Source organism: Micropruina sp. (assembly GCF_047607385.1).
Classification (GTDB): domain Bacteria; phylum Actinomycetota; class Actinomycetes; order Propionibacteriales; family Propionibacteriaceae; genus Micropruina.
This window is the reverse complement of the sequence record NZ_JASGDE010000017.1, coordinates 1-3,412: the sequence shown is the minus strand read 5'-3', so window position 1 is coordinate 3,412 and position 3,412 is coordinate 1. Positions and strand designations below refer to the sequence as shown.

Sequence of the window (3,412 nt, the reverse complement as noted above, 5' to 3'; positions counted from 1 at the left end):
TCAGCGCCCGGACGCCGGGCCGGCCGGCGACCCCGCGGCGGAATCCGCGGCGGCGGTGCTGCGCGAGGCCTGGCTGGCGGTGCTCGGAAGGGAGCCCGACGACGGCGCCGACTTCCTGCGCGACGGTGGCGACTCGCTGGCGGCGGTGCACCTGTCCTCGCTGCTCGAATCCCGTGGCGGTCTCGAGCTGCCGGTGGCGGCGATCTTCGCCGACCCGAGCTACCCGGGGCTGGCCCGGACGGTCACCGCCACGGCGGCGTCCTCGGTGCAGACCGACGCTGTCCCGCCACCCACCGAGCAGGCGTCCACCGTCCCGCCGCGCATTGAGCCGGCGCCTGTCGAGCCGGAATTCACCGCCCCGGCCTCGCCCGCGCAGCGACGGATGTACGCGGTGTGCGCGTTGCAGGACAACAGCACCGCCTACAACCTGGCGCTCGGCTACAAGGTGACCGGCCCGCTCGATCTCGGCCGGCTGCGGGACGCCTTCGGCAGCCTGGTCCAGCGCCACGAGCAGCTCCGCACCTCGTTCGAGTTGGACGGGATGACGCTGCGCCAGCGGGTCCACGACCAGGTGCCCGACGTGGTCACCGTGACCGAGCTGTCCGAGGCCGAGGCGGTGGCCCGGCTGGCGGCCGAACCGGAGCCCTTCGACCTGGGCCGCGCTCCGCTGATCCGGGTCGAGGTGCTCAGGATCGCCGACGACCTGCACTACCTGCTGCTCGACCTGCACCACATCGTCGGCGACCAGCACTCGCTGGCCGTCCTCGCCGACGACCTCACCCGGCTGCTCCGCGGCGAGCAGCCCGCCGGGACGCCGGAGCCGTACACCCGGCACGTCGAGCGGCTGCTCACCGCGGAGGAACGGGCCCGGGCCGCCGCGGACGTGGCCTTCTTCACCGGGCTCTTCGCCGACGGCGTCCCGCACCTGGAGCTGCCGACCGACCGGCCGGCACCCGAATCCGCGACGTTCGACGGTGCCCGGCATCACCTCGACTGCCGGGTGACCAAGCCCGAGCTGGCCGCCCTGGCCCGCCGCTGCGGCGCAACCCCGTACGCGGTCTTCCTGGCCGCGCTCACCCGGGTGCTCGGCCTGCACAGCGGCCAGCGCGACTTCGTGCTGGGCACCGCGGTGTCCGGCCGGACGCCCGCCACCGAACGCACCGTGGGCATGTTCGTGAACACCCTCCCGCTGCTGGTCAGCGACGACTCCGGCCGCACCGTGACCGAGGCGGTGGCGGCGAGCCGGGACGTGGCCCTGGCCGCGCTGAGCCACCGGGACGCGCCCTTCGAGGACGTCCTCGCCGGGCTGGACCTGCCGGCCGGGCATCAGTCGAACCCGTTGTTCGACGTGCTGGTCAACTACGTGGCCACGGGCACCGACGAGCTCGACCTGGACGGCGTCCGGCTCGAGGCGATCCCGCCCGGCCGGCTCAAGAGCCGCTACGCCCTGTCGCTCAGCGTCGCCGAGCACCAGGACCGGTTCGAGGTCGATGTCGAGTACCGTCGCGAACTCTTCGACGCCGCCACCGTCGCCCGGCTGGCCGGTCACCTGGATCAGCTGCTGCTCGACATGGTCGCGCGGCCCGAGGCCTGGGTGGCGGAGCTGCGCTGCGAGGACGAGGAGGCCGATCGGCACCGCCGCCAGGCCCTGATCGCGCCCGGCCCGGCCATCGAAGACAGCCTGTACCAGCGGGTGAAGGCGTCCTTCGACGAGCACCGCGAGCGGATCGCGCTGCGCTGGCAGTCGACCGAATGGAGCTACGCCGAGGTGGAGCGGATCACCGACCTGCTCGCCGGCGGGCTGCAGCAGCGCGGGATCGGCGCCGGCGACTTCGTACTGTGCCTGCTGCACCGCGGACCCTGGCAGCTGTTCAGCCGGCTGGCGCTGATGAAGTGCGGTGCCATCGAGATTCCGCTCGACCCGGCCGTCCCCGAAGACCGGATCCGGCACGTCCTGGCGGACAGCGGGGCCCGGGTCGTCCTCGCCGACGATCCGGACGCCCGCGTCCAGGCGCTGGGCTGCCCGGCCTGGGATCCGCGCGACCTCGACGGCGCCTTCAACCCGCCACCCGCCCTCACCCCGGCGGATCCGCTGGTGATGATCTACACCTCCGGCAGCACCGGCCGGCCGAAGGGGACGCTGGTCAGCAACGGCGGCGTGCTCAGCACCTGCGCCGACAACGGCTACATGAGCTACCGGCCGGGCCAGCGCATCCTGTTCCTCACCGGCTACACCTTCGACCCGTCCCTGTTGGACATCTACAGCGCCCTGCTCGCCGGGGCCACGCTGGTGATGGGCGACCAGCGGACCACCATGGACGCCGACCTGCTGGCCGGCTTCCTGCGCGACGAGCGGATCGACGCCGGAATCCTGATCACCGCCGTGTTCCACCTGCTGATGGCCGAGCACCCGGAGGCGGTCGCCAGGATGAGCGCCCTCTACGTCGGCGGCGAAGCGATGCAGCCCTGGGCCGCCCGGCGAGCCTTCGACGTGCTGGGGCCGGGCAAGCTGTTCAACCTCTACGGGCCCACCGAGGCGTCGGTGTGCACCACCTTCTTCCGCGTCGACGAACGGCCCGACTACGAACGGATGCCGATCGGCTCGCCGGCCGCGAACCGCCAGCTCCGGATTCAGCACCCCGACGGCACCGACGTGCCGCAGGGTGTCGCCGGCGAACTCTGCGTGGCCGGGCCCAGCGTGGCGCTGGGCTACCACCGGCAGCCGGAACTGACCGCCGCCGTCTTCGGGGACGCGCCGGAGCCGCTGGCCTGGACCGGGGAGCCCACCCGGCTCTACCGCACCGGCGACCGGGTCGTGCTGGACGACGCCGGCCGGATCGTCTACCTCAGCCGGGTCGACCGGCAGATCAAGCACGCCGGGTACCGGATCGAGCTGTCCGAGATCGAAGTGGTGCTGCAGGCGGTTCCCGGGGTCAGCGATGCCGTCGTGATCCACACCGAGGAGTCCGGCAACAGCAGGCTGACTGCGTTCTACAGCGGGGCCTCGGCGCCGGACGGCGACCAGGTGCGCGCGGCGTTGGCGCAGCGGCTCCCGCGGTACATGGTCCCGCAGCGGCTGGTGCGCCTGGCCGAGCTGCCGCTGACCTCGCACGGCAAGGTCGACCAGACCCGGCTCGCCGAGCTCGCCCGCGGCGGCGGGGCGGACGCCGAAGCCGCCGCACCGTCCCCGGACGGGCCGACGGCACGAATCCTGGCCGCCTTCCGGGAGGCGCTGGCGATGCCGGAACTGGGCGCCGCCGACGACTTCTTCCGCTGCGGGGCGCAGTCCATCCAGGCCATCGCGGTGAGCCGGCGGCTGCGCGACGACGGGCTCGACCTGAGCGTCAGCGACATCTACCGGCGTCCCACCGCCGCCGCCCTGGCCGGGGCGCTGGCCCCGCGCGCCGAGTCG

Annotated in this window: 1 protein-coding gene; it reads left to right on the top strand. The window is 73.5% G+C overall.

All coding sequences use genetic code 11. The features are described from left to right. A partial coding sequence (locus QM582_RS01195; RefSeq protein ID WP_415081008.1) for an amino acid adenylation domain-containing protein occupies window positions 1–3,412 on the top strand: 3,412 nt, incomplete at both ends.